The sequence below is a fragment of the Labrenzia sp. THAF187b genome (assembly GCF_009363375.1).
GTDB classification, from domain to species: domain Bacteria; phylum Pseudomonadota; class Alphaproteobacteria; order Rhizobiales; family Stappiaceae; genus Roseibium; species Roseibium algicola.
Genome location: NZ_CP045344.1, coordinates 604,940 through 629,977, shown reverse-complemented (window position 1 = coordinate 629,977; position 25,038 = coordinate 604,940). Strand labels below are relative to the sequence as shown.

The 25,038-nt window shown below is 60.4% G+C and carries 23 protein-coding genes; 16 read left to right on the top strand and 7 right to left on the bottom strand.

Annotated features, from left to right (window positions below):
- Positions 1-242 precede the first annotated feature (242 nt).
- Both FIV03_RS02915 and FIV03_RS02910 read right to left on the bottom strand, forming a co-directional pair.
- Entirely contained in the window at positions 243-1,709 is a 1,467-nt protein-coding gene (locus tag FIV03_RS02915; protein WP_022999625.1) for a DNA polymerase Y family protein, read from the bottom strand.
- The gene (locus FIV03_RS02910; RefSeq protein WP_022999626.1) at positions 1,663-2,259 is read right to left on the bottom strand and encodes a hypothetical protein; all 597 of its coding nucleotides are present in this window, start codon (positions 2,257-2,259) and stop codon (positions 1,663-1,665) included. Before FIV03_RS02910 ends, FIV03_RS02915 begins: the two co-directional genes overlap by 47 nt.
- Positions 2,260-2,409: 150 nt before the next feature.
- Between FIV03_RS02910 and FIV03_RS02905 the strand changes: the two genes are divergently transcribed.
- From FIV03_RS02905 to FIV03_RS02880, 6 genes are all read left to right on the top strand, one after another.
- Positions 2,410-3,102: a hypothetical protein gene (locus FIV03_RS02905; RefSeq protein ID WP_152508612.1), complete on the top strand. Its 693-nt coding sequence runs from the start codon at positions 2,410-2,412 to the stop codon at positions 3,100-3,102.
- A 508-nt stretch (positions 3,103-3,610) separates the two neighbouring features.
- Positions 3,611-4,921, top strand: a complete 1,311-nt coding sequence (locus FIV03_RS02900; RefSeq protein ID WP_031268865.1) for an extracellular solute-binding protein — start codon at positions 3,611-3,613, stop codon at positions 4,919-4,921.
- 270 nt (positions 4,922-5,191) lie between these two features.
- Positions 5,192-6,073, top strand: coding sequence for an ABC transporter permease subunit (locus tag FIV03_RS02895; RefSeq protein ID WP_055657334.1), 882 nt, complete (start codon positions 5,192-5,194; stop codon positions 6,071-6,073).
- An 11-nt stretch (positions 6,074-6,084) separates the two neighbouring features.
- On the top strand, positions 6,085-6,927 hold the full coding sequence (gene ugpE, locus FIV03_RS02890) for a sn-glycerol-3-phosphate ABC transporter permease UgpE (RefSeq protein ID WP_022999630.1): 843 nt from the start codon (positions 6,085-6,087) through the stop codon (positions 6,925-6,927).
- A 13-nt stretch (positions 6,928-6,940) separates the two neighbouring features.
- Positions 6,941-8,017: a sn-glycerol-3-phosphate import ATP-binding protein UgpC gene (locus FIV03_RS02885; RefSeq protein ID WP_022999631.1), complete on the top strand. Its 1,077-nt coding sequence runs from the start codon at positions 6,941-6,943 to the stop codon at positions 8,015-8,017.
- Between the two features lie 197 nt (positions 8,018-8,214).
- Positions 8,215-9,351 (top strand): DNA alkylation repair protein, encoded by a 1,137-nt coding sequence (locus FIV03_RS02880; protein ID WP_152508611.1) that lies wholly within the window; start codon positions 8,215-8,217, stop codon positions 9,349-9,351.
- A gap of 7 nt (positions 9,352-9,358) precedes the next feature.
- Here FIV03_RS02880 and FIV03_RS02875 read toward each other — a convergent pair whose 3' ends face one another.
- Positions 9,359-10,546 carry an MFS transporter gene (locus tag FIV03_RS02875; protein ID WP_209009842.1) on the bottom strand — a complete coding sequence of 396 codons (1,188 nt, stop codon included), beginning with the start codon at positions 10,544-10,546 and terminating at the stop codon, positions 9,359-9,361.
- A complete protein-coding gene (locus tag FIV03_RS02870) occupies positions 10,536-10,895 on the bottom strand; it encodes an MmcQ/YjbR family DNA-binding protein (protein ID WP_055657337.1) in 360 nt (119 codons plus the stop codon). The genes FIV03_RS02875 and FIV03_RS02870 overlap by 11 nt, the downstream gene beginning before the upstream one ends.
- A gap of 167 nt (positions 10,896-11,062) precedes the next feature.
- On the opposite strand from FIV03_RS02870, the gene FIV03_RS02865 reads away from it, so the two are divergent.
- From FIV03_RS02865 to FIV03_RS02840, 6 genes are all read left to right on the top strand, one after another.
- Positions 11,063-11,881, top strand: coding sequence for an RNA polymerase sigma factor (locus FIV03_RS02865; protein WP_152508610.1), 819 nt, complete (start codon positions 11,063-11,065; stop codon positions 11,879-11,881).
- A gap of 93 nt (positions 11,882-11,974) precedes the next feature.
- Positions 11,975-12,463, top strand: a complete 489-nt coding sequence (locus tag FIV03_RS02860; RefSeq protein WP_152508609.1) for a DUF4440 domain-containing protein — start codon at positions 11,975-11,977, stop codon at positions 12,461-12,463.
- Between the two features lie 457 nt (positions 12,464-12,920).
- Positions 12,921-13,781, top strand: coding sequence for a LysR family transcriptional regulator (locus FIV03_RS02855; RefSeq protein ID WP_152508608.1), 861 nt, complete (start codon positions 12,921-12,923; stop codon positions 13,779-13,781).
- 160 nt (positions 13,782-13,941) lie between these two features.
- On the top strand, positions 13,942-14,370 hold the full coding sequence (locus tag FIV03_RS02850; protein WP_006934007.1) for an Hsp20 family protein: 429 nt from the start codon (positions 13,942-13,944) through the stop codon (positions 14,368-14,370).
- A gap of 32 nt (positions 14,371-14,402) precedes the next feature.
- Positions 14,403-14,687: a DUF1150 domain-containing protein gene (locus FIV03_RS02845; RefSeq protein WP_031268868.1), complete on the top strand. Its 285-nt coding sequence runs from the start codon at positions 14,403-14,405 to the stop codon at positions 14,685-14,687.
- A gap of 483 nt (positions 14,688-15,170) precedes the next feature.
- Positions 15,171-16,967: a diguanylate cyclase gene (locus tag FIV03_RS02840; protein ID WP_152508607.1), complete on the top strand. Its 1,797-nt coding sequence runs from the start codon at positions 15,171-15,173 to the stop codon at positions 16,965-16,967.
- A gap of 124 nt (positions 16,968-17,091) precedes the next feature.
- Here the strand turns inward: FIV03_RS02840 and FIV03_RS02835 are convergent, their stop codons facing one another.
- Together FIV03_RS02835 and FIV03_RS02830 are read right to left on the bottom strand one after the other, a co-directional pair.
- Positions 17,092-18,306 carry an OpgC domain-containing protein gene (locus FIV03_RS02835; protein WP_152508606.1) on the bottom strand — a complete coding sequence of 405 codons (1,215 nt, stop codon included), beginning with the start codon at positions 18,304-18,306 and terminating at the stop codon, positions 17,092-17,094.
- Positions 18,307-18,415: 109 nt separating this feature from the next.
- Positions 18,416-19,801 carry a tetratricopeptide repeat protein gene (locus FIV03_RS02830; protein WP_152508605.1) on the bottom strand — a complete coding sequence of 462 codons (1,386 nt, stop codon included), beginning with the start codon at positions 19,799-19,801 and terminating at the stop codon, positions 18,416-18,418.
- Positions 19,802-20,044: 243 nt separating this feature from the next.
- On the opposite strand from FIV03_RS02830, the gene FIV03_RS02825 reads away from it, so the two are divergent.
- Together FIV03_RS02825 and FIV03_RS02820 are read left to right on the top strand one after the other, a co-directional pair.
- A complete protein-coding gene (locus tag FIV03_RS02825; RefSeq protein WP_152508604.1) occupies positions 20,045-21,196 on the top strand; it encodes a YeeE/YedE family protein in 1,152 nt (383 codons plus the stop codon).
- Positions 21,197-21,289: 93 nt separating this feature from the next.
- Positions 21,290-21,769 (top strand): DUF302 domain-containing protein, encoded by a 480-nt coding sequence (locus FIV03_RS02820; protein ID WP_152508603.1) that lies wholly within the window; start codon positions 21,290-21,292, stop codon positions 21,767-21,769.
- A 395-nt stretch (positions 21,770-22,164) separates the two neighbouring features.
- On the opposite strand, the gene FIV03_RS02815 is transcribed toward FIV03_RS02820, so the two are convergent.
- Entirely contained in the window at positions 22,165-22,926 is a 762-nt protein-coding gene (locus FIV03_RS02815) for an SDR family oxidoreductase (RefSeq protein ID WP_152508602.1), read from the bottom strand.
- 281 nt (positions 22,927-23,207) lie between these two features.
- On the opposite strand from FIV03_RS02815, the gene FIV03_RS02810 reads away from it, so the two are divergent.
- Both FIV03_RS02810 and FIV03_RS02805 read left to right on the top strand, forming a co-directional pair.
- Positions 23,208-23,993 (top strand): ion channel, encoded by a 786-nt coding sequence (locus tag FIV03_RS02810; RefSeq protein WP_152508601.1) that lies wholly within the window; start codon positions 23,208-23,210, stop codon positions 23,991-23,993.
- A 123-nt stretch (positions 23,994-24,116) separates the two neighbouring features.
- Entirely contained in the window at positions 24,117-24,983 is an 867-nt protein-coding gene (locus FIV03_RS02805; RefSeq protein ID WP_209009839.1) for a hypothetical protein, read from the top strand.
- The last annotated feature ends 55 nt before the right edge of the window (positions 24,984-25,038 follow it).

The following is a 25,038-nucleotide window of genomic DNA, read 5'->3' as shown; positions in this document are numbered from 1 at the left end:
CACCGGAAGCCCCTGACGGCACCGCTCTGCAAACGAGTGGGTCCCGGATCTCGCGATGCTCGTCCGGGGTGACACCGGGCAAGGGGCGGGGAGGGCCGGAACAACAACCATCCTCTCCATCGTCATCCCGGACGCAGCGCAGCGGAGATCCGGGACCGGGGAGCCCAGGATCTGCGAGCCCGGGATCTGCGAGCCCAGGACCGGGAAGGCGATAGAGGCAAGGCGTGAACTGCGGAAGCCCATCAGCCGAACTCCCCTTGCACGAACCAGGCCGGGTGCTGGGGCGTGTGGAACAGCCACAGGCGCTGGCCCTGGTGGGTGGCGATGCGCCAGTAGTCGCGCAGGCCCTTGGCCCAGCTGTCGTCCAGGTCCCACCAGGCGGGGGTGATCCGTTCCGGCCCCTCGGCCTCGAACACGGTCAGGGCCCGGCCGCGCCAGCGGAAGCGCCGGGGCGGTTCGAAGCCGGTGCCGGAAATCGGCTCGGGCGCGAACAGGCGGATCGGCCGCGGACGGTTGGCGGGCCAGGCTTGCGCCGGGCGGCTATAGGCGGCTGGCACCAGCTTGAAGCTGCGCTCGGGAATGTGGCTGTCGACCGGCTGGAACCGCAGGATGTTGTCGAGGCCCACCCGGTTGCCGAGCTGGGTGATGAGATCGTCGAGCCCGTCCTTCTCCAGGCCCTCGGTGCGGTCCAGCTGGCGCATGCCGAGCGGTTCCACCTCGGTTGCCTCCAGGCGGATCATGTCGATGCCATAGCCCGCATCCACCGCGCTGACCCCGCGCTCGAACAGGGCCAGGATCCGTTCCGGGTCGCGCATCGGCCGGGCGAGCTTCAGTTCCACCGCCTGGTTTTCCTGATCGACCCGGCGAAAGGTCAGCTTCAGGCTGCGTGCGCCCTTCTGCGCGGTGTCGAGCCGCTGGCACAGATGCGCGGTCAGCCGGCGTGCGGCGGCCATGACATCGTCCAGAAGGCCGATGGGGTCGGGCAGGGTCATGCGCACGGCAAAGCCCGGTTCCTCGCCAAGGGGAGAAATCTGCTCGGGCAGCGCCCCCAGCGCCTGGTCGAGGCGGCGCAGGACGTCGGGTTCGTACCGCCGGGCAACGGTGGCGCGCGGCAGATTGTAAAGCTGCGAAACCGTGGCGATGCCGAGCCGTTCCAGACTGGTGCAGGTCTGGTCGGACAGCCGCAGGGCCGACAAGGGCAGCGGGCCGATGCGGGCAAGGGTCTCGCCGGTCCCGGCGATGCCTTCGGCAAACCGGGACAGCGCCCAGGCCGTTCCCGGGGTATCGGCAAGGCCGAGCCGGGCGGTCAGCCCCGCCCGGGCCAGCCGGGCGCGGATATCGTCCAGCAGCGGTTCCTCGCCGCCAAGCAGATGGGCCGAGCCGGTGATGTCGAGAAAAAGGCCGTTGCGCCCGTCAAGGCCGACCCAGGGGCAGTAGCGGGTCGCCCATCGGGCCAGCAGCCTCAGGAAACGCTGGTCGGCGGCCGGGTCCGCCGGGCGGGTCAGCAGACCGGGGCAGAAGCTGCGCGCGTGAACCAGCGTCATGCCGCGGTTGAGGCCGAAGCTTTCGGCACGCGGACACAGGTCGTAAAGGCGCTCGGAATTGCGGTCGAAGAGGCTCAGCGCAAAGGGTGCGTCGACGGGCCGGGCACGCAGGGAGCGCTCAGCCGCCAGCCTCGGAAACCACAATGACACGATGCGCCGCTGCATCCCAACGTACTACCCATTCCGACAATGTTCCTATTTTGTTCTTTATAAGCGACCAGCGCCAATGAGTCGAGTCGTGACCATTTTGACGAGGCTCCGGCGCAAGACCGGAAGACGGGGCGGATTGGGCCGGAAGACAGGTGCTGCGCCAGCGGGTTTCAGCGGCATTGCTGCCCGCGCCTTCCGGGATCAGCAGGATGGCCGTGGTGCGTCCGGCCTCGGCCGCCAGCTGCAGCCGGCGGCCCTCCGTCAGTCCGACGGTGCCGGAAAGTTCGGCCACCACCAGCCCGGCCGCGCCGGACCTGAGCGCGGTTTCCGCACTTGCCAGAGCAGTCAGCTGGTTGCCGGCGCGGGTCAGAAGCAGCCGGCCCGGATCGCAGTAGGCCGCAAGGCCTTCCGGGTTCACCGTCGGGCGCCAGTCTTCCGAAATCCACACGACGGCCCCCTTGGCCATCCCGGCGGCGATCGCGGCAAAGCTCAACGCGCTGTCGCCGCACACTTCGTGCGCGCGGGCGTGTTTCAACGGAAAGACGGAGGAGAATTTCAAGGACATGCAAGGATCGTCTGTAGCAATCGGTTGAGCAAAGCCTAACTCATGGAAGCTGTTTGCGGAACCGGATACGGTCAGTATCCATTCCAAACAGCCGTTGCCGGGCACGAGCCGGGTTGCTATACGCCCGGCACAACAGGCAGGAAAGCACCAATGACCAGCAGCCTTCTGGACGGCCGGAAGATCAGGACGATTTCCATCGTCGGCAACGGACCGATTTCCGAGGCCGATGCGCCGGAAATCGACAAGGCGGACCTGGTGCTGCGCTTCAACAGTGCGCCGGCTCTCGGGGTTGCGGGGCAGCGGATCGACGTTCTGATGCTCAACCGGGCCCGGGTCTATATGTCGAAGCGGATCAACCCGCTTGCCCTGGAACGCGCGCCGGAAGTCTGGGTGAACGACATAAAGGAGAACGGCGAGGTCGACTGGCTGTTCGCGCGCGAATGCAAGCCGCGTTATCTCGGGTTCGGCCCGACGAACAAGGCGCGGGAACACCTGAAGAGATTCGATCCGTTCGACCGCAGCAACCCGACATCGGGTGCGTCCATCATCGCCGAATTCCTGGATGTTCTGCCGGACGCCGAAATTCACCTCTTCGGCTTCACCCATCAGGGCAAGCAGCACACCCACGACTGGGATGCGGAAAAGCAGTGGGTCCAGCAGCTCTGCGACGAGGGGCGGATCCACAAACACCTGACGCCAGGGCCGAAGCCCCGGCGGAGCCTCAAGGGCAAGCTGGAATACGCCTTCCGGTTTCTGGAGAAGCGGGCCAAGCATTATCTCCACAACAAGATCCTGCATTCTTCCGAAAGCACGAAACGCCGGATCTTCGGACAGGACGCCTGAGGCGCCAAAAGCGTCATAAAGGTATCTGACAAGCACCCGTAAAGTGCCTTGCCGGGTCCGCAGCTCCGGCTTCGGGCCTGCAGGCGATTGAAAAAATCTGCACTTTCCACAGGCCGGTGAATGTCACCAAGAGTTCATATGAACGACTGAACAGTTTCATATGAGCCAACTAAATTCTGCAAAAAGTCCAGCATTAACCGGGATTGCGGCAAGGGTGGAGCCGTGTCCGGGGGCACGCTTTTGCTGTCGGACGAGAACTTGGCTTCCGCCGGAAATGCAGCCCTGGATCCCATCAAGGGTCGGGATTCTTCAAATTTCCTGCGTTCCCTCTTGCGGACGCGGTCAAGGCGTCTTTTAATGTTCATATGAGCGTCATATAACGTTCATATGAAAACAATACGAAACGCAGGCGTTATCGTTTCGGGTGCCGATGAAGCCATTTCGGCACCGAGAGAGAACCAACTGCTGACCGGGGCAAAGACGCCCTGCTAGATGGGAGCAAATGAACATGGCTTATCGCAAGACCGTCGCCAGCCTCGTGGCTGCGGCCGCCCTCCTGGGCACGTCCTCCGCTTCTTATGCGGCCACTGACATCACCTGGTGGCACGCCATGGGCGGCAAGCTCGGCGAAGTGGTTGTCGAAATTTCCAACGGCTACAACGGATCCCAAGACGCCTGCCAGATCACGCCGGTATTCAAGGGCACCTACGAAGAAACCCTGACCGCCGGTATCGCAGCGTTCCGCGCTGGCGAACAGCCGAACATCCTGCAGGTGTTCGACGCTGGCGCCGCCACCATCATCGGTGCCAAGGGTGCTGTGGTTCCGGTTGAAGACCTGCTCAACGAGAGCGGTGCCGAGTTCAACATCGAAGATTACATCGCCGGTGTCCGTTATTTCTATGCCGACAGCAACGGCAAGATGATCGGCATGCCGTTCAACTCCTCCGCTCCGATCCTCTACATCAACGACGATGCGATGAAGAAGGCCGGTGTCGAAGCTCCGAAGACCTACGAAGAGTTCGAAGCAATCGCTCCGAAGCTGAAGGAAGCCGGTTACGTGCCGCTCGTTCAGTCGCACCTGCCGTGGGAATTCGTCGAGAACTTCAAGTCCCGTCATAACCTGCAGTTCGCAACCAACAACAACGGTTACGACGGCGCAGAAGGCACCGAGCTGGTCTTCGGCGAGCCGATCAAGAACCACTTCAAGGCTGCCAAGAAGTGGCTCGACGAAGGTCTGTTCGGCTACTACGGCACCGGCTGGGGTGACAACCAGACCCCGTTCAACGAAGGTAAAGTGGCTCTGTGGATCGGTTCTTCCGGGTCCTTCGGCGGCATCGCCGACACGGTCGACTTCCCGTTCTCCGCAACCTACCTGCCTTACTGGGAAGCAGTTGAAGGCGCCAACAAGGCTTCCTTCATCGGTGGCGCGGCTCTGTTTGCAATGTCCGGCAAGCCGGCTGAAGAAAACAACTGCGTTGCATCGTTCTTCGAATACCTGACCTCTCCGGAAGTCCAGTACATGTGGCACAAGGAAACCGGTTACGTGCCGGTCACCGAAGCTGCCTATGAGCTGGCCAAGAAGGACGGCCACTACGAGCGCACTCCGGCAGCTGAAGTCGGCATCCAGCAGCTTTCCCTGGAAGGCGGCGAGTGGACCAAGGGCTACCGCATGGGCTTCTACGTCCAGATCCGCGACGTCATGAACCGCGAACTCGGCAAGGTCTTCTCCGGTGAGACCAGCGTTGACGACGCATTCGCGACCATCAAGGCCGACGGCGACAAGCTCCTTGAGCGTTTCGCGAAGACCACCAGCAACTAAGCTCGACTTAGTCGCCAGACCGATAGGGGCGCCTTGCGCCCCTATCGACCTTTGAGCGTGGCTGTATACGCATACCAATTCAGCCGAATATCATGCGTTTATGGCCCGGATCGACCGACATTCAGCCAGAGGGGGCTGGGTGGTCGGATGCCGATCCGCAGCGAAATGAATGAAGCCTCCGGCATTAGATCCAATGCCTGATGTTTCGGGCAGGTCGTCCCACAAGGGGAGGCCGGCGCCAATCGTTCCCGGTGGTCGAGAAACGAAATAATGAAAAAAGTCCAGTTTCAGTCTCCGTGGCTGCCTTACCTGCTGCTTCTGCCGCAGCTCGGCATCGTGACGGTTTTCTTCCTGTGGCCGGCCGCGCAAGCGATCCAGTCCTCCTTCTATCTCGAAGATCCGTTCGGTTTCGGCTCGACCTACGTCGGGCTCGATAATTTCAAGGACATGATCACCTCGACCGACTACGGCCGGGTGGCGCGGTTCACGGCGGTCTTCACCTTCTTCGTAACGTTCCTGTCGCTCGGGCTTGCTCTTCTGCTGGCGGTCAAGGCAGACAAGGTTCTGCGCGGTGCGTCTTCCTACAAGACCCTGCTGATGTGGGTCTATGCGGTTGCGCCGCCCGTCGCCGGCCTGATCGGCGTGCTTCTGTTCGACCAGCATGTCGGCCCCATCGTTGACTTGTTCGCCCTGTTCGGCTGGAAGATGCAGATCGGCGTAAGCTATTTCGACACCAGCTTCGCCATGATCGTCACTGCCGTCTGGAAGCAGATCCCGGTGAACTTCATCTTCTTCCTGTCCGGACTGCAGGGCATTTCCAAATCCGTTCAGGAAGCCGCCAGCATCGACTGCCGGTCCGGCTTCCGGCGTTTCTGGACCGTTACCTTCCCGCTGCTGGCACCCACCGGCTTCTTCCTGCTGATCATCAACATCACCTACGCCTTCTTCGACACGTTCGGCATCATCGACGTCATCGTGAAGAACGAGCCCGGCAACAACCCGGTGACCCTGGTTTACAAGGTCTACCTTGACGGCTTCCGCGGCAACGACCTCGGCGGGTCCTCGGCCCAGTCCGTGATCCTGATGCTGATGGTGTTCATCCTGACAATCATCCAGTTCCGCCTGATCGAGCGGCGCGTGCACTACACATAAGGGAGGCGACGATGAAAAAACTGCAGATCTCGGATCACGTCATTCTTCTTCTCGGCGTCTTCTTCATGGTCACTCCGGTCGTGCTGGCGTTTCTGACCAGCACCCATGATGCGATCACCATCTACAAGGAAGGCATCCAGTTCACGCCGGGTGGCAAGTTCTTCGAGAACTATCAGACGGTCCTGTTCGAGGCCGGTGGCTTCACCAAGGAAGTCGACGGCTTCGTCATGCTCAAGAATTCGATGATCCTCGGCCTTGGCTTTGCCATCGGCAAGATCGTCATCTCCATGCTTGCGGCCTATGCCATCGTCTATTTCCGCTTTCCGATGGCAACCCTCTGCTTCTGGGTGATCTTCGCAACGCTCCTGCTGCCGCTGGAGGTGCGCATTTTGCCGTCTTACGAAATCGTCCAGTCCCTCGGCATGGTGAACACCTATTCCGGCCTGATCGTGCCACTCATCGCTTCGGCAACCGGCACCTTCTTCTTCCGGCAGTTCTTCATGTCGGTACCGGACGAACTTCTGGAAGCCGCCCGCATCGACGGAGCCGGTCCCTGGAAGTTCTTCAAGGACATCCTGGTACCGCTGTCGCAGACCATGATCGCGGCAATCTTCATCATCATGTTCGTCTATGGCTGGAACCAGTACCTCTGGCCGACGCTGATCACCACCGACGAGAGCCTGTTTACCCTGGTTCGCGGCATCAAGCAGATCCTGCAGGTCTGGGTCGGAGCCCAGATCCCGGACTTCAACGAGGCCATGGCACTGGCGATCCTCGCCATCGTGCCGCCGGTGCTCATCGTGGTGATTTTCCAGAGCTGGTTCGTCAAAGGGCTCGTCGAGAGCGACAAGTGAGGTTTTTAGATAAATGGCAACGATAACTCTCGACAAGGTCCGCAAGGTCTACGGCGGCAGTGTGGAAGCGGTCAAAGGCGTTTCCATCGACATCGCGGACGGTGAATTCATCGTCCTGGTCGGCCCGTCCGGCTGCGGCAAGTCCACACTGCTGCGCATGATGGCAGGCCTTGAGGAAATCACCACCGGCGACATCAAGATCGGCGACCGCGTCGTCAACAACGTCGATCCGGCGGATCGCGATATCGCGATGGTGTTCCAGAACTACGCGCTCTATCCGCACATGTCGGTCTACAACAACCTTGCCTACGGCCTCAAAAACCGCGGCATGGCCAAGGACGAGATCGACCGCCGGGTCAAGGAAGCCGCGCGCATCCTGGAAATCGGCGACTACCTGGAGCGCAAGCCGCGGGCACTTTCCGGCGGCCAGCGCCAGCGCGTTGCCATGGGCCGCGCCATCGTGCGCGAACCGGCAGCCTTTCTCTTCGACGAACCGCTGTCCAACCTTGATGCCAAGCTGCGTGTGCAGATGCGCGTCGAGATCAAGCGCCTGCAACGCTCGCTCGGCACCACCAGCGTCTACGTCACCCACGACCAGCTGGAAGCGATGACACTGGCAGACCGTCTCGTGGTTCTGAACGGCGGCAACATCGAGCAGATCGGCGCGCCGATCGATGTCTACGACAAGCCGGCCTCCACCTTTGTAGCCAGCTTCATCGGTTCACCGGCCATGAACCTGCTGAAGGTCAAGGCGGATGGGAACGGTCTTGCTCTTGCAACCGGCACCGGCCTCAAAGGTGCCAATGCAAAGGGCCGTGATGCCTACACCATCGGTATTCGGCCGGAGCATCTCGAAGTGGTGACTGCACCCGGTGAAGGCGAAGGCCTTCATCTGGAAGCCAGCGTCAACGTGCTCGAGCCGGTCGGCGCGGAAAGCTATCTCTATTCCAGCTTTGCCGATGGCGGGGACGAGATCCTGGTTCGCGTGTCGAGCCATGCCCGTCATGAGCCGGGCGAGAAGCTTTATCTGCGGGCGGCTCCGGAAAACGTTCACTACTTTGACGCTGAAACCGGACGGCGGATCGACTGATCAGGAAACGTCAGGCGAGGCGGTTTAACGAGGGCCGCCGGACCAGGACAGAGCCACCCCGGGCAACCGGGGTGGCTTTTTGTTTTTGGCCATTCGAACATCCTCCTGACGGTGCTTGTCAGGAGAGCGGCAGGAGATGTCTGGAACTCCTTCGGAAGCTCTGGCAAACACCTCGAAACCGCTTCAGGGAGAAACCTTTGGAACCCTTCAAGAACAACATTTCACCGGATCTGGTGCGCTGCATCGGCGGCCATGTCGCGCAACATCATGCCGGTTTCGACCGGTTGGGCTTTGAAGCGGATATCCTGGAAGAGCTGGACAGCCTGGAACTCAAGCAGCGTGCCGCCCTGATCGCGAGGCATCTGGATCATCATCTGCCACGGCAGCTGCCTGCCCGCTTTGCCATCCTGCAGGCCATGCTGCATCCGATGACGGAAGTCGCCTTCGACAGGGGCAGCGACGAGCAGGGTATCCGAGGATGGGGCATGATGCCGCTCGGCATGGTCGTCGCGGCAAGTGGCCTGGATGATTTCGAGGCTTCGTTCGTGCTGCTGAAGGAAATGACCAAGCGGGCTACGGCCGAATTCGACGTGCGCCCCTTCCTGGCCAGGGACCAGGACCAGGCACTCGCCATCATGGCGCCCTGGGTGAAGGACGAGAGCGTCCATGTCCGCCGGCTGGTTTCCGAAGGAACCCGGCCGCGCCTGCCGTGGGGCATGCGGCTCCAGGCTCTGGTGGCCGACCCCACACCCACTCTTCCGCTTCTGGAAGCCCTGAAGGACGACCCGGAGGACTATGTTCGCCGGTCCGTCGCCAATCACCTCAATGATATCGCCAAGGACCATCCTGAGTTGGTGGCCGATATCGCGAAACGTTGGCTGAAGGGGGCGGACAGGAACCGTGAAAAACTCGTGCGTCACGCCTGCCGGTCGCTGATCAAGCAGGGCCACACGGAAACGTTGGAAGCCTTCGGGCTCAATCCGCCGGAGATCCGGGTCGAAGGCCCGCAGGTCCTGACGTCAGAGATTGCTTATGGAGACGCCGTCGGCTTCAATATCGAGCTGGTTTCGACCAGCAGTAAAACGCAGGATCTGGTGATCGACTATCTGATCCATTTCAAGAAAGCCAACGGCACGCTGGCGCCCAAGGTGTTCAAATGGACCAAGTTGACACTGGCTCCGGGCGAGCGGCTGACCCTGTCCCGCAGCCACGCTATCCGGCCGATCACAACACGTGTCTACTACGGTGGCAAACAGGCGATCAGCCTCCGGATCAACGGGAAGGATTTCGGATTTTCGGAGTTCGAGCTGGTGATGCCGACGGCAATGAACTGATCACGGTTCAGGAAAGCCGCTTGAGCCTGAGCATCCCCAATATCCCGAATGCAGGACCAATCGCCATCAGGACAAACACGCCGGGCCAGCCGATCAGCTCAGCGCCAAGTGGTGTCAGTTGGACCGTAAAGAAAGTCAGCGCGAAGCCGAGGGCGGTCTGGAAGCTCATCAGGCTGCCGGCCTGGTCAGGCGGAGCGTAGTCGGCGACAAGGGCAGAGAACTGGGCCGAATCCGGCAGGATGGAGGCACCCCAGATGAGGACGCACAGAATTGTCAGCCAGACGGGACCGCCGAAGGTGAGGGCCGAGGCGAGCGCGGCGGTGCCACTGATGACCATGGCGGCAATCGCGATATTCGCCTTGCCGACGCGGTCGGCCATGATCCCCGCGACAACGCAGGCAGCACCACCCGCTGCAATGGTCAAAAACGCGATGAGGCGAGACAGCGGGATCGCGGTTTCTGCGGGCATATGGGCGGAGAAGGAAACGGCAAGGGCAACGCCGATCCAGGCCCACATGGCGTAAAGCTCCCACATGTGGCCGAGATAGCCTGCATAGGCATAGCGGATCTTTGGGTTTGTCCATGCGGTGAAGATGGCCTTCATCTTCATGCGGGGCGCCTTGGCATGGAACGGTCCGAGACCGGCAAAAAGGCACAGCACGCCACCTGCAGCGGACGCAAGAGAGGCAACGCTCAGGCTCCAGCGCCAGTCGGTGCCACCAAGCAAGGCCAGAAGATGAGGGGCGGCGGACCCGAAGGTGAGCGCGCCGACAAGCGTACCGACCAGAAACCCGCGATCCTTCTGGCCCCAGCCGACGGCGATCTTCATGCCGACCGGATAGACGCCAGCCAGCAGGACGCCGGTTGCAAAACGCGCAAGGATTGAAACCGGCCCACCCGGCTCAACCACCAGCAGGCTTGCGTTGAACAGTGCAGCGGTGATCGCGCTGAAAGCGAAGAACCGCCGAGGGTCGATCCTGTCGGCGAGGCCAAGAAAGGCCGACGCGACGGCGCCGAAGACGAAGCCGATCTGGACGGCGCTGGAAAGAGCTGCCTGGGCAAAGTCGGATATGGGAAATTCACGGGTCAGATCGGGCAGGATCGCTGCGGACATGAACCACAGGCTCATGGCGGCGATCTCGGCCAGCATCAGAAGGCCGAGTGATCGCCATTTGCCCGCCATCTCACCCGGCAAGACCCAGTTCCTTCTGCTGCTTCCTGGTCAGCTTGGCCGCGATGATCTTGTGCGCGGCTTCGATATAGGCCTTCAGGTCCGCATCGGACAGTGCGCCTTCTTCTTCCATCTGCACCCATTTGGCACGGGCAAGATAAGGCGCGGGGATCATTCCTTCCTGCTGGGTGAGCAGGGAATAGGAAATATCGGAGCATTTGAAGCTGAACCGTGGAAAATCGCCTTCCCCCCAACCAGAGCAGATGGCGAAGATCTTGCCGCCAACCTTCCAGACCGATGCATTGCCCCATTGGATCACATGCGTGGTTGCCGGAAGCTTTTTGCAGAAGGCGTCAAACTCGTCGCGGGTCATTGTCGTGCTCGTAAAGTCGTGGGACCGGAAACGGTTTCCGTCGGCAGGAGCGGCAGAGTGGCTTTTCCGGCCGGATCACGCAAGCTGCATCGCAATGAAAAAAACGTGTCACACATTCCAGCCCCGCGCTCTCTAACATTACGAGACACCAAGAGACGGAACACGACATGACGGCAATCAGCGTAAAAACGGAAACGGTCCAGGCGGCCCAGGAAGGTGACAGGATTGCTCTGGAACGAGTTCTGGAGGGCGTGCAGGACCAGATCCATCATCTGGCCCGCCGTATTCTGGTCAATCCGGAAGATGCGCGCGAGGCGACACAGGAAATTCTCATCCTGATCCTGACCAAACTTTCAACCTTCAAGGGCGAGAGCCGGTTTTCGACCTGGGTTTACCGCGTGGCCGTTCGCTACCTGGTGAGCGCCAAGAAGGTTCGCGACCGGGATCTCGGACTGACATTCGATGCCTTTGCAGCCGACCTTGAAGACGGCCTGGTGTCGGAACCGCCAAAGGCGCCAGACGATGTGCTGCTGCTGAATGAACTCAGGATTTCCTGCACCATGGCCATGCTGCTTTGTCTGACCATGGACCTGAGACTGGCCTATGTGCTGGGCGATATCCTGGAACTGGAACACGGCGAAGCCTCCAGCATCCTGGAAATTGCTCCCGCGGCCTACCGCAAGCGTTTGTCGCGGGCACGGGAGGAAGTGATGGCGTTTACCTCGCGCCACTGCGGCATCGTTTCGGCAGAGGCGAAATGCAATTGTCCGAAGCGGCTTCCTGCAGCCGTCGCTTCCGGCCGAATTCAACCCGGATCCTATCCCAATTCCGTCGGAGGGGCGCAAACCTATCACGACGCCCGGCGGCAGGTCGCATCGGTGATCGACGGTCTGAAGGCCTTTGAACTTCAGAACGCGGTTCCCCGGCAACGTTGCCCTGAAGACATTCGTGTTCAGCTGACCGAGATCCTGTCCCCCGGCCACTGACGCAACCAGACCCGCCAGTAATCGCACAATGCATCAACCAGCCCGGCAACGGGCGGGACTGGCACCGCCTTGCCGATCGAAAGGAAGACCTCCGTGACCCAGTTGAAACACCTCGCAGCCATGGCAGCCACAGTTGCCGTCGTCACCTTTTCCCAACCCAGCCTCGCAGAAGGAACGAAAGACATGAGCCCGGAACAACAGAACGTCATTACCCTTATCGAAAAAATGACGACCTCCTTTGAAAAGGGAGACATCGATACGGTGATGCAGACCTATGAACCAAGCCAGAGCATTGCTTTCGAGCCCGGAAACCCGGTGTCCGACAGCGCCCTGGCGCGCGAACTGTTTCACCAGTTCCGCTCGGTTTCGCCGAAATTCACCTATTCCGGCCACGAAGTGATCGTGGAAGGCGATCTTGCTGTCCACATCGCACCCTGGACGATGACCGGCACCGATCCGGAAGGAAAACCGGTGGCCGGTGAAGGCCTTTCCATCGCCGTGTTGCGGCGGCAGCCGGATGGCAGCTGGAAGATGGTGATCGACAATCCCTACGGCAGCCGCCTGATCCCGGCCGCGAACTGAGCTGCGTCAGGTAGCCGGTACTGCCGGAGAAACGGTGACACGGGCCCGTACGGCGCAGCCACGATCTGTTGCGCGCTTGCCGGGCGGTTCGCCGCAAGGGGCCTCGGAGATACTCCGGGGCCTCTTCCGTCTGTGGGGGTGACCAAGGCACATCCTCAGGAATTTCATTACGGCCAGCCGGCGTCGTTTACGGGCCAGCCTCTTTCCGAGTTTGAGCAGCCGGACATGTTCCGGGATCTGCTGCGGCCAGAATTCCGCATGATGCGGATAGAGTGATCTGACAGGATCGTCCCAGGCGGGAAGGCGGCTGACACAGTGTTTTTTTCGCAACGGCAAGGAATACGGGATGAGCATCTGCTGCTCCCTTCAATTTTGATTTTGTTGAAGAGGTATTTGCAGATAATCTCACGAGACGCGCCTATTCCCATGTTTTCTAATTGAAAACGAGATTTCAAAAATGAAACGAAATATCGATTGGGAAGATCTTCGACTGTTCCTGGCTGTCGCGAAAGCAGGTGGCCTTGCCGGTGCGGCTGACAAGACCGGCGTCAGTTCCGCAACGCTCGGCCGCCGGGTTGCCGCTCTGGAGAAAAGCCTCGACGTTCGCCTGGTGGAGCGCGAGGCGCGAGGTTACCAGCTGACCGCTGCCGCACATGATCTCCTGCGCTACCTGGAAGACATGGACCAGACCGCCCGCAGCATCGATGCGTGGAAAGAAGGAGAAGGCCTGCGCCGGAGGATCCGGATATCGGCGGGAGACTGGACCGCGCGGCTGCTCATCGACAACCTGTCGTCCTTCTGGACCCCAGACGCGGGCTGGCTGCCGGAAATCCTTGCGGATCTCAGAAACCGGGACATTGCTCGCCGGCAGATCGATATCGGTATCCGCAACAGCCGGCCCAAACAGGCCTGGTTGGCCGGACAGAAGGTTGGAAAGGTCCAATATGCCGCCTATCAGGCTGCAAAGGTTGCAAAGGGTGCGGAGCTTGGTTGGGTCGGGCTGGTGGAAGACGATGCCCATTCGCCGACGGGCCTCTGGCTGAAGGAGAACCATGGCACTGATGCGGTAATCACCGTCAACAAGGCCTCGCTTGCTCTTTCACTCGTACGAAAAGGCAATGCCCGCATGCTGTTGCCGACCTTTGTCGGCGATGCTTATCCCGATCTGATGCGCATCGAAGGCCCGTTCGACACCATGGAAACCGAGCGGTGGCTGGTCATGCATCAGGACGAGCGCCATGTACCAACAGTTCGCCAGGCGGTATCCGCTCTGACGAAGTTCTTGAAACAGAACCCGATTTTGTCTTCATTCTCCTGAATAATTCACAGAACAGTGAAAGCAAAAATGGGTGAAAGCATGGCTCCTTGAATCAATTTTAACGAAGCTCCATATTTAATCATGAAAGGAACCGGTTGGTTCCGGTCCGGATGCCTTGAAAGGGTCCGGGCGCAAGGTCGCTTCGACAAGGACTTTGAGGATGTCACGCATGTCAGCGTTTTCTAGCCCGTTCATGCTCGGGTTCGACGATATCGAGCGCGTGCTCGATCGCGTCTCCAAGGCCGCCAACGACGGTTATCCGCCCTATAACATCGAGAGACTTCCGAAAACAGAAGATCAAGGCGATGTCATTCGGATCACCCTGGCGGTGGCAGGGTTCACACGAGAGCAGCTTGAAGTCTCGGTAGAAGAGAGTCAGCTGGTCATCCGGGGTCGTCAGGTGGACGACAAGACCCGGCAGTATCTGCATCGCGGCATTGCCGCCCGCCAGTTCCAGCGGGCCTTTGTCCTGGCCGAGGGGATCGAGATCCTTGGAGCCGACCTGAAAGATGGGCTTCTGTCCATCGACCTGGCACGCCCGGAACCGGAGCGTGTCATCAGAAAAATAGAAATCTCCAGCGGCGAATGAACGCTCGTCGGCCAACATATGGAGAATGACTGATGCAAAACCCCAATAGCCCGTCATGGGCAGACCGCACGCTACTTTCCGAATTCATGTCGGTCGATGAACTGACCGAACTGGGCACCGGAGATGTCGCCTATATCAAGCCGATCAAGGCCCGGGATCTGAAGGAAATGTTTCCGGATGTCCCGCCATTGCACGACAACATGACGCTTTACGCGCTTCTCAATGCGGACGGTACGCCGATCCTGCTGGCAGACAGCCGCGAAGCTGCCGTTGCCAATGCCTTTGAAGCAGAACTGGAAATGGCGTCTTTGCACTGACGTCAACCAAGGACTGTGAAACGAACGCGACACCGGCCATCTGGCCGGTGTTTTTGTGTTCAGGTCGTATTTCTTCATGCCGGAGCCGGAGCCGGAGATGGTGGTGTCTTTCTGCTTGTTGAACGCATGCGTTGAAAACCGTTGTTCAACCTGGATGCAGCTTGCAGGAAGTGACAGGCATTGTTTCTTTTTCCGGAATTAATGCATGCATTGCACTGCGAATTTGGTTAACCAAGTCGAGAGATTATTCTTTCGTCGTAGAGGCCTCGCCTGCCGGGGCAACAATTATGTGGTGCAATGCCCTCATCGTGGTCGCGTCACAGGTTGCTTGCCCGAAGGAGAGGTGCTCGCAAGATGACACGTGTGGCGTCCGGCCGGCGCAAGCTTCAGGCATTTGCGGGGAACGGAAGGTCCGGCAGTGGGAGATCGTGACATGCGCTGGGGACGGCATAGGGCAACAGGCAACGGTCTTGGAAGTTTCGTATGAAAATCAGCACGATCACCAATTGGGCCTATGGAATTACCGTTCTTCTGACAGGATTGTCCGGAATTGCCTTCATTTTGTCCGTGCAAAGCGCCCAGGATGAGCGGGTTGCGGTCGAACAGCACCTGGCGCTGGATCAGCTGGGTCAGCAGCTCGAAATCGACGCCGAACTGAGAACGGACGAGGCGCGCCTCTACATCATGCGCGGGGACGCCGCGCACCTGCGCGTTTTCGAGACGGTAAACGAAGAAGAACACCAGCTTGAGGAGCAGGCGCGCCATGCCGAGAAGATCGGCGCGAGCGAGGAAGAACTTGCCTTGCTGCTGCAGATCGATGAGCGGATCGATGCCCTGGAGAAGCTGGAACTTGAAGCCCTGGAAGCTTTCCAGACCGGAACCCCGGAGCGCGCGCAGGCGATCCTGTTCGGTGACGAACACTATCGTCTGCATTCCCGGCTTGTGAAGGAAATCGAGACCTTCCGGAACCAGGTCAATGCCCGCACAGGCACGGCGCTGGAACTTGCCAGACAGCGCAGCGATTGGGCTGGCCTGACGGCACGTATAATGCTCGGACTGACCGCAGCTCTATTCATTGCCGTTCTTTACTTCGTGCTTCGTCGGCGTGTCGCGCTGCCGCTTACCCGCATGACAGGTATCGTCAACCGGCTAGCCACCCAGGACTATGCGGTCGAGGTCCCACTCGATGGTCGTCGCGACGAGATCGGCGAGCTGAACGCGGCTATCCATATCTTCCGCGAGAACGGGCTTGAGAGGGAGCGTCTTGATGCGGAGCGCAGACGTGATCTCAAGATGAAGGACCTCATCCTGCAGATGATGCACCGCCTGCAGGCCTGCCAGAAGCTGCATGAGTTGTCCGATGTTGTCAGCCGGTTTGCACCGCAAATCTTCCCGGAGCTTTCCGGAAGCCTTTATGTTCTCAACGAACAGCGGACAGTGCTGAAACAATCCGGAGCGTGGAAGACGCCGCAGCCTTCACGCGCAAGCTTCAATCCCGACGATTGCTGGGGCCTGCGCCGCGGCAGGGCGCATTGCAGTCACAACGGTACCGACGACGTCAACTGCGCTCATCTTGCCGACGCGTCCTCAACTGTCCTGTGTGTTCCGCTGACAGCCCAGGGAGACATCATCGGTCTGTTGAGTTTCAAGGATCTTGCCGGTGACGGCGACGCCATACGGGAGGCACAGCTCTATCTGGAACTGATCGCCGAAAACGTGGCGCTCGCCGTTGCAAATCTACAGCTGCGTGACAGGCTGACCCAGCTTGCAGTGCGCGATGCGCTGACGGGCTTGCTCAATCGACGCTCGCTTGACCAGGACCTGAGCGAGCGGGGGCGTGACAACACGATTGCTCCACTGACCTGCCTGATGATCGACATCGATCATTTCAAGCGCTTCAACGATGAATTCGGCCACGACGCGGGGGACATGGTGATGCAATCCTTTGCCGGCGTCCTGACGGAAACTGTTGGAAATCGTGGCTCGTGCTACCGCTTCGGCGGCGAGGAATTTGCGGTGCTGTTGCCGGCCATTTCTCGGAACGAAGCCATCGAGATTGCCGACCGCATCCGCAAGAAGACAGCAAAGACGACAATGACACACCGGGGCACGGTGCTTGCACCGGTCACAGTCTCCATCGGCATTGCCGCAACGCCAAAGGGCGGGTCTGTTGCAACGCTGCGCACGCGGGCCGACGTTGCCTTGCTGGCGGCAAAGGAAGCCGGGCGGGACCGGACAGTGTATGAAAGCGGCAGGGACCAGCAGCAGGCGACAGGCTGATCGTTCGGTCCCGTGAAGGGGCGGAAGAGACGCTCCGCACATTGGCAAGACCTTCAAAACAAAACGCCCGCAGAAGCAGGACTTCTGCGGACGTTCTTGTGTCGGGCAGCAGGCCGGCGCCTTATCAGGTGAGGGCCGGTTCCCGGGTTTCGGGCTTTGCCTTGGCTGCAGGTTCGCCGCCATCTGCCGGAGGTGTCTTCGGTCGTTCGGACGGTCCGGTGGAGGTGGTCGCAGGTGGCTTGCGCCAGGGCTGGCTCTTGTACCAGCCAGCCACATAGGCAACGGCAATCAGCGCCACGAAACCGAGCAGGTTCGACAGGATCTGCGGAAGCCATTCGCCGCGACCCCAGACCATGTCACGCAGGATGCCCGCCGCCTGGGCAATGACCAGGCTTGCCATGAACACGGGCAGTGACTGCTGTCCGACCTTCTGGACAACGCGTACGAAGCGGCCCCAGATCTCGCCATGTCCAAGCAGGCGTCTGCCGTGCTCGCCCGCAGCAACCCAGGCCAGATAGGCAAGGGCCAGGAAGTGCAGGTAGCGGAACAGGCCGAATTCCGTCTTGATCCAGAGCGGCTTGATGATCTCGCGGATTTCACGGGCCCAGACCAGGTTCAGGTGATTTTCCTGAAAGGCACGGAAGTAGGCGAAGGGAACCGTGGCGACAAGCACCACCGCGCAAAGCACGATCAACGTCTTGTTGACGGGAGGTGCCGGTATCCAGCCGCGCATGAACGCAAAGCCGGTGAAGAACAGCATTTGCCAGGCGAAGGGATTGAAGAACCATTCCCGGTCCGACCAGGGTTCGGCCGGCAGGCTCAGCAGGTCGAACTGGGCGGCCAGCCAGAGGCCGATCGACAACGCGAAAGCGCCCGGCACCGAATAGCGGGCGACAAGCATGATCGCCGGGATCAGCGACAGGATCACCACATACATCGGCAGAATGTCGAAGTAGTTCGGCACCCAGGTCATCGTCAGCAAACCGGGCAGGGCCATCTCGGCGTTGTCATAGAGATGCAGGAGGTTGAGCGAGGCGACATAGTTTTCTTCCAGGCCGCAGCACTCAGCCAGGTAACCGCTGTTCTGAAGCATGACAAGGCCAACGGCGAGGACCAGGAACTGGCCGATATGCGCCCAGTACACCTGCCACATGCGGTGCAGGATGCGCGCTGCCCCCATGCCCCAGCCATGAACGTCGAAGATCTTGCCGAAGGCGAGCGCGGAGGCCATGCCCGAACAGAAGACGAAGATTTCAGTCGCATCGGAAAACCCGAACCGGGCGGGAATCCAGAGCGTCCACCAGTTCCATGGTAGGTGGGCAACGTAGATAATGAACATTCCAAGGCCGCGGAAGAAATCAAGCCGCGGATCGCGTGGGCGTTTCGTTTGTGTGTGAGCGTTCACGTTGGGTCCAGAGATAATTGGTCAGTCGAGTGCCGGCAGTAGGTCAGACCGAGCCGGTAGCCCTGAGTTTTTGGTCTTCCATCACTCGGTGGGCGCGGTGCATTTTGTCGCATATTTCAAGACGTTGTTCGGCGAATCTATCCAGTGCACCGCGTTTGTGCGTCCGGCTGTTGAGCAGCCGTTCCGCATCCTCCGGCATGCCTGCCCGCAGGGCAGCATCGATTGTGATTCGCTCGAAGACATCGCGCTGAGCGTGCGAGCCGCCGACCATGTATAGATTGTCTTTCGCGGAGTCCAGCAGAGCAAATGCGGAGGCATAATTGCCCTTCCGGTACTGTTCCAGGCCGAGACCGGTCGGCAGTCCGGTTTCCGCGGTGATCCGGCCAATATCCGTTTCGGTTTGTGCCCGTTCCTTCAGTCCGGTCAGCAACCGCTCGGCGCCCATGCGGCGGCCACCGTTCAAAAGGGCCAGCAGATAATGCAGGTCGGCGAAGACATTGCAGCCGTCTTCGGCGCGCTTGTCGGACAAAAGCGCCAGCTCGTCCCAGCGAGGGCCGGTATCGACCCCTTCAAGCTCCAGGCGGACAAGCAGCGAGGCGGCATTGGAAATATCGCGGTAGTCGTCGGTCTTGTCCTTGCGGATGTCGGTGTCATAGAGCGCAAGCGCCTTGTCGGCCTGGCCCTGGTCCAGATACATCAACGCCAGATGCCACCAAACGTGATAGCCGAAGTTGTTGCAGTGAGCCCAGCCTTCCGGCTGTGTTTCCAGCCACCCGGCACCTTCTTCGGAGCGGCCGGTCATGTCGTGCACATGGGCGACGGCGTGAAGGCCCCAGGCATCATCGCGGGCAAATTCCAGTCCCCTGCGGCCGGCAGCCTCTGCCAGGCGATAGTCGCCGGTTTCTTCCAGAGAAAACGCCCGGCAGCCAAGCATGTAGCCATAGGCCGGGTGGGTTTCGCCATAGGCCGCATGCACCCGCTCGATCGACTGGCGCATGCCCGTGGCATCGCCCAGCACGAAGCGGATCGCGTGAACCAGTTTCATGATCAGGGCATCTTCGGGAACCGTCACCAGCACGGTATCTAGAAGGTCGGCAGATCTTGTGGGATATCCCTGCAACCAGGACCCGAGGGCGTCGACCACGGCAAGTTCGCGTGCCGTAACCGGCGTATGCTGCGTCGAGGTTCTGGCAATCGCCAGGCATTCCTGAGCCGTAGCGGTCAGTTCCTTTCGGCCAAGCAGCAGGCAGAAAATCCCGCGTGCCGCATGCCCAAGCGCGAAGTCCGGTGCCAGGGCAAGGCATGTCTCGAGATGTTGGGGAGTAGTCCTGCCATGCGCCAGAAAGGCTTTCACGGTCTCGTTCCAGGCGGCCAAGGCTTCCTTGTCCGACAGGGTAAGCTCATATCCGAATTGATCAGTTAGACGCATAACAGGCCTTTTTGTTTCTCATTCCGGTCCTCTGAAACCGGGTCCCGCCAACTGCGGCTGTAAATGGCCGGATGGCTGAATATTCCTATCCAAAATCCGCAGGCGGCACTTGAACTGCAAAACACAAAAAGGTGTTGGCAATGTGTAGGTGAAGAAAAGACACCTTCGTTGCGAAATTAAGGCGGGAAGTGCAAGTCTTCGTATCGGGGTTTTAAAGTCGGATCTGCCCGGGAGCAGGAACACATGGCCTTGGCCGTCGGGAAAACTCAAGCAGCCGTCGTCGCCATTGCGGGTGGCCTACTGGCCATGGTCGCACTTGGGGCCTATGGCGAAGCCGGACCGCGCCAGGCAGTGGCGGTCCTGATCGGCGGTCTCGCAGGCCTGTCGCTCTATCATGCAAGCTTTGGTTTTACGGCCGCCTGGCGGCGGATCGTCACGGAAAAACGCGGCGGGGGGCTCAGGGCGCAGTTCGTGCTCATTCTTCTGACCAGCGCGGTTTCCTTTCCCCTGATTGCCTGGGGACATGCGCTTGGCTGGCCCACGGGCGGCTTCGTCTTTCCCTTCGGGGTGGCGGCTGCCTTCGGTGCGTTCCTGTTCGGTGTCGGCATGCAACTGGGCGGCGGCTGCGGATCCGGCACGCTGTTTACCGCCGGTGGCGGTTCCACCCGCATGATGATTACCCTGGCGTGCTTTGTCCTCGGGTCAGTGGCTGCAACCGCGCATCTGCATCTCTGGGGCCGCTTGCCCAAATTGCCGCCGATGTCCCTCATCCGGGAACTCGGCCCGCATGGCGCTTTTCTTCTGACCGCGCTTGTGCTCGGAGTTCTGGCAATTGCGACCATCATCATAGAGCGGCGCGCTCATGGCGCGATTGCCCAGCCGAAGCCGACAGTTTCGTTTCTCAGCGGTCCCTGGTCCCCCATGCTGGGTGCGGTGATGCTGGCGATCGTCGGCATTGCCACATTCGTGGTGATTGGACGGCCCTGGGGCATCACCTCTGCCTTTGCGCTTTGGGGCGGCAAGCTTTTTCACGCGGCAGGTGTGCCGGTGGACAGCTGGCCCTACTGGACCTGGCAACGCGGAGCCCTGGAAAACCCCGTGCTGCGCGATACGACCTCCGTCATGAACTTCGGCATCATTCTGGGTGCAATGGCGGCAGCGGGCCTCGCCGGACGCTTTGCTCCGGTCTGGCGTCTGAACCGCCGCGACGTGCTGACAGCGATCGCGGGCGGGCTGATGATGGGCTACGGCGCCCGACTGGCGTATGGCTGCAATATCGGTGCTTACCTGGGCGGTCTGGCGTCGGGCTCGCTGCATGGCTGGCTGTGGCTGGTCTTTGGCTTCCTCGGCAGTCTTGCCGGAACCCGCGTGCGCTTGCGGCTTGGCATGGACTGACGACGTCCTGAAGCACACCGCATTGTGACGCGTTCGTGAGGCAGGCCCCGCTAGAGTGCGCGGCATTGCAACATCGCCTGCGGGAGAAAGAAGATGCGTCTGTTTGCCCTGGTTGTCGTCACAAGCCTGTTTGCCGTCGGATTGGCCAGAGCGGACAGCCTGACCGATCGCGAAGGCTGGCAGGTACTGCCCACGACCAAAAGTTACCCTGCGCTGGTGGATGATCTCAAAAGCGCGATCGAGGGAGAAGGCATGCTGCTGGTGACCCAGGCCAGTGCCTCGGACGGCGCAAAGGGCAGGGGAATTACCATTCCCGGCAACCGCATCATTGGCGTCTATCGCAATGATTATGCCGTCCGGATGCTGGAAGCCTCCGTTGCCGCGGGTATCGAAGCACCGATCCGGTTCTATGTCACCGAAAACACCGATGGCACTGCAACGCTTTCCTGGAAAACGCCCGGTTTTGTCTTCGCAACCTACATGGACGAGGGCGGCCCGGCCTTGCAAGAACTTGCAAGGGAACTCGATCAAGTCTTCACCTCTATCGCCGACAAGGCTGTGGCCGCACAGTGACAGTCCTGTGAATTGCGTAATCGATTGGCAACCACGCCTTGTTTTTGGGCTTGTGAAACTGTCTGGGCGACCCCACACTCTTAGTGTGTTCAACAACTGAAAGGAGGTGTGCCCATGTCTAATGAGTATCGGTGCGTGGCCCAAGTGTCTGGGCGGAATCGAACGGTGCTGGAGCAGCCTCTGGTAGTGAGAGATTTCGCTGGGATCTGATCCGGGACTTGTGTCACGTCGATCTCATGGGAGGGCCGCTAGCGCGGCCCTCTTTTGTTTTTGAAGCCTCGTTGGCCTGTTCAGGGCCCTGCCTCGTTCCATGTTTCAGACGGTCATCCCGGACGCAGCGCAGCGGAGAACCGGGATCTTGGGGGCTGGACAGCCGACCAGCGTGCTGACGGAACTCAGATCAGGCCGACAGACTTGCGTACATCCTCGTCGCGCAGCGAGCAATCCACACCCCGGTAGGCATCGCCCGCGGGCGTGCACAGCCAGCAGATGGCTTCACCGACCCAACTGGCCGGAATATGGACTGACGGATCCAGCTGGCTGACCGGGTTCAGTCCGGAGGCCTTGATATCGACCTGCATCTGCGTTGCGACCGTGCCCGGGCTGAGGCCGACGATACGCAGGCCCTTGTCACCGAATTCCTTGTCCGCACAGCGGGTGAGGGAAAGCGCAGCGGCCTTGGAAGCACAGTAATGGCTCCAGCCTTCCAGCGCGCTGACCGCAGCTCCCGAGCTGATGTTGACAACGGTACCGGCGCCCTTGGCCAGCATATGCGGTGCCACGGCGCGCAGGCCGAAGTAGACGCCCTTCACGTTGATATCGATGACCTTGCCCCACTCCGCCGGATCGCTGTCCTCGATCCGGGAGATCGGTTCGATCACGCCGGCATTGTTCACCAGGATGTCGAGGCCGCCATAGGTGTCGATGGCCGTCTGTACTGCCTTGACCACCTCGTCATAGTCCGCGACGTCGCAAACGACTGCCGTCGCATCGCGTCCTTCCGCACGGATTTCACCGGCGATGCGTTCGATATCCGTGCCGGAGCGTGCCGCCAGAAGGACCTTGGCACCATATTTCGCCAGGCTGCGGGCGGCAGCTTCTCCAATGCCTCGGCTCGCGCCCGTCACCAGGGCAACTTGTCCCGACAAATCAAACATGTAACGTTCCCGTTCTGGATGAGCCTTTACGGCCTCTGGACCTGCCTGTATTCGCGGACGTTCGCAAAAACACCGGAATGCAGGCGGGTTCTGAAAAAGGTTCGAGCGTCCTGCATTCGGCGGAATTCAGGATGCTCTGGTTGATCGACAGCGGACATTAGTGCGGTCGGCCGTGAGAATAAACAGCTTGTTTGCAACAGCATCGTGCGGCATCTGCACGAATGATCCAGCCAGCGCACACAGCGTATGCCGGTCAGTTCGCAAGAGAACAGGGGAAGCCGATGGCGGACACGAAGCGGAGTTTGCAGACGATCCTGCGGCAGCTCTATTTTGGCGACACGGTCGGGTCGCGGGCCTTCCGGTACGCGCTTTTGCTGTTCGACCTGGTGACCATCGGTTATTTCATCGTCTCGTCGATGATCGACAAGGACCGCATCCATCATGAGCTGGATTATGCGATCGCCGCGGTTCTTGCGCTCGACTATATTGCACGTCTGATCGCCGAAAGACGGCGGACAAAATACGTCTTCAGCTTCACATCGCTTGCTGACCTTGTGGTGATCGTGTCTCTGGTCGCTCCGGCCTTCTTCGAGAATTTCGCCTTCCTGCGCGTTGTGCGCATGTTGCGGCTGATGCGCTCCTATCACCTGCTGAAGGAGCTGCGCCAGGCGTCGAAGTGGTTCCGCCGCAACGAGGAGATTTTTCAGTCGGGCATCAACCTGATTGTCTTCATTTTTGTCGTGACGGCCCTGGTCTTCGTGGTCGAGAACGACCGCAACGCCAACATCAACAACTATCTCGACGCGCTCTATTTCACCGTAACCACGCTGACGACAACCGGCTTCGGTGACATCACCATGACCGACAGCGTCGGTCGGCTGATGACGGTGGTGATCATGATCTTCGGCGTCGCCCTGTTCCTGCGACTGGTACAGACGATCTTCCGCCCGGCCAAGGTCAATCTGTCGTGCCCCGATTGCGGTCTCAACAGGCACGATCCGGATGCGGTGCACTGCAAGCATTGTGGCCGAATTCTCAATATTCCGACTGAAGGCACATGGGACTAGCCACCTTGCAGGACTGAAGCCCTCTCGCCGATTTGTGAAGACGAACCGCTGGACAAAAGCCGTCCGGGAGCCATCCTTACCGGCGGAGCGGGGCAATGGTTTTTACCGTGCAAGGAGCACTTCATGTCATTGGCGACAGTTACCGGTTTTTCCAGACGCATCGGCCTGCTGGCGGGCGCCGTGGTTCTGGCTCTGGGCGCATTCGGCGCACCATCGCAGGCGGCAGGCACCGCTGCCTGCGGCGAGGAAAAACCCTGCGACGTCACGAACGGCGAATATTTCATCCACCTGCCGGAGAACCGGCCGGCCGACAAGCCTCTGGGTGCAATCTTCTTCCTGCACGGCCATCGCGGCAAGGCGATCAACGAGATCCGCAACCAGAGCTTCCGCAAGATGGCGGATGATCTGGGTGTTGCCTTCGTTGCGGTTCAGGGCATGAACGGCACCTGGTCTTTCCCGACATCGCCGCGCAACCTGCGGAATGAACCGGCGTTCTTCGACAGCGTCCTTCAGGACCTGTCCGACCGCTTCGGCATCGACCGAAGCCGCACTATGCTGTCCGGCTTTTCCTCCGGCGGTTTCATGACCTGGTACATGGCCTGCGAGGACTCCGGCATGTTTGCAGGATATGCGCCGATCGCGGGCGCCTTCTGGGAACCTTTGCCGCAGTCCTGCGTGACGGAGACCCCCTATCTCTTCCACGTGCATGGCACGTCGGACACGGTTGTGCCGCTGGAGGGCCGCTGGCTTGGCGGGGGCAAGTGGAAGCAGGGGGACGTTTTCAAGAGTTTCGACGTCTGGCGCCGCCAGGACGGTCTCTCTGAAACCGCGCCGAAGACCCATACCGAAGGCAACCTCACCTGTGAAACCTGGCAGCCGAAACACGGCTTCCTGGAACTCTGCCTCCACGACGGTGGCCACAGCGTGAGCGCGAACTGGATCAAACGCGCCTGGAACGAGCTTGCCGAGATGAAGGGCTGGACGACCTAGGCAAGAACGAGGCGCGCGCCATGGCCCGGTTGGGGTTCAAGGCATCCTAGGTCAA